The organism is Arthrobacter sp. JCM 19049, from assembly GCF_001310435.1.
The window spans coordinates 1-1,696 of record NZ_BAXF01000463.1; the positions used below are offsets into that span (position 1 = coordinate 1).

The 1,696-nt window shown below is 65.8% G+C and carries 2 protein-coding genes and 1 pseudogene; 1 reads left to right on the top strand and 2 read right to left on the bottom strand.

The features are described 5' to 3' along the window. Positions 1-323 (bottom strand): annotated as a pseudogene (locus JCM19049_RS13420) (mycothiol synthase); the annotation flags it as partial. 126 nt (positions 324-449) lie between these two features. Continuing rightward, positions 450-1,067 (bottom strand): response regulator transcription factor, encoded by a 618-nt coding sequence (locus tag JCM19049_RS13425; protein ID WP_279403220.1) that lies wholly within the window; start codon positions 1,065-1,067, stop codon positions 450-452. A 419-nt stretch (positions 1,068-1,486) separates the two neighbouring features. Between JCM19049_RS13425 and JCM19049_RS13430 the strand changes: the two genes are divergently transcribed. Then, positions 1,487-1,696, top strand: a 210-nt coding sequence (locus tag JCM19049_RS13430) for a hypothetical protein (protein ID WP_374700316.1), incomplete at its 3' end; no start/stop codon positions are given.

Consider the following 1,696-nt stretch of genomic DNA (forward strand, 5'->3'; position numbering starts at 1 on the left):
TGGGACAGATCCAGGGAACCGCCCAGCTGCTGCAGCAGGTTGCCGGCCACCTGGCGTTGGCGGTAATCGGGATGCACCACCAGTTCCACCGTCCACGGCTCGGTTTCCGCCCCGCGCACGGCAACGGCCGCACCCAGCAGCAGTTCCTCGGTGCTGTCCTCGGCCGCGTACGCGTACACGCCCAGCAGGCTGCGGTCCGCCTGCTGGGCAGCCAGGTCAATGAAGGTCTGCTCGCTGAACGGGGGATTGCCGTCACTGCCTTGGGCGGTGCGGGCCAAGTCCATGACCTGGCCGCGCAACCGGTCATCGGCGGCGCCGGGCAAGGACAGAATGCTGAGGGGGAGCTTGGCTGGGTACTCATAAACCCCACACTAGTCCCGTGCCGCCACCAGAACGCAACATCACCCGGGATGTGCCAGCAGTGAACCGGCCGGAGGTGAAGCGGTGTCCTACTGCTCGGCGTGGAAGCGGTAGCCGACGTTGCGCACGGTACCGATCAGCTGTTCATGATCGGTGCCCAGCTTCGCTCGCAGGCGGCGCACGTGCACGTCCACCGTACGGGTGCCCCCGTAGTAGTCGTAACCCCACACCTCATGCAGCAGCTGTTCACGGGTGAACACCCGCCCCGGGAACTGGGCCAGATACTTCAGCAGCTCAAATTCCTTGTACGTCAGGTCCAGGACCCGCTGATCAATCTTGGCGGTGTAGCTCAGCTCGTCAATGCGCAGCCCCGCCACCGGTTCGGCGTCTACCGGGCCGGTGGCGGACGGCCCGCGGCTGAGCAGCATGCGCAGGCGCGCCTCAATTTCGGCCGGTGAGGCGGTGGGCAACACAAAGTCATCGGCGCGCCATTCGCTGGACATCACCGTCAACCCGCCTTCAAGGATCACCACCAGCAGGGGGAGGTTGAGGGTCGCGGCCACGAGCTGACAGGCGGTCCGGGCCGCAGCCAGATCCCCGGTGGCATCCAGGATGACAGCCTGTGCGGGCCCGGCGTGGCGCAGGGAATCGCTGGTGGCCGGCAGCTGTCGGATATCATGGCTGAGCAGCTCCAACGCGGGCAGCACACAGCGTTTTCGCGTTCTTCACCCAAGAGCAGCAGGTGCGCCATGTGCTGGAACCTCCTGCCGGGTGGTTTGACGAAAAATCTCTTTTACGTGTCACAGTATAAAGAACACCGAACGTCATAAACGCGAGTTGCCCCATGCGCGCGTTGCCAACGATCCAGGATGGACAGTTTGAGAGTCAAGGTACTGATTAGCGGGCTGCTCGCCGCGGCCGCATTGCTCGTGGCGGCGACCCTGGACACTCCGGGTCTCTCGGTGGGAGCGATCACCGCCGTGCTGCAGCTGCTTTTCGCCTACAGCTGGCCCACCCTTACCCGCAGCACCCAGCCTTGGCCGCTGCGCATCATCCTGGCGTTGGCCGGGCTGCTGGCCACCTTCTTTGCCGTGGGAATGCTCGGCCGGTGGGGATGGGCGCCAGCATGCTGGTCATCGCGGTCGGAGTCCCGCTGGTGTTCATGTCCCAGGTGTTCAGGGGGACCGGGGCCAGCGGCCGGCTGTCGAACACCGTCAGCGGAATCAGCGGCCTGGCCGTGGTGTCCCAGGGGGCTGGACTCTCCGCGTTGGGGGCCTCACCCAGCGGCTTTGGCATCATCCTGGTCAGCGTCATCGCCCTGCTCGGTGCCGGGGCC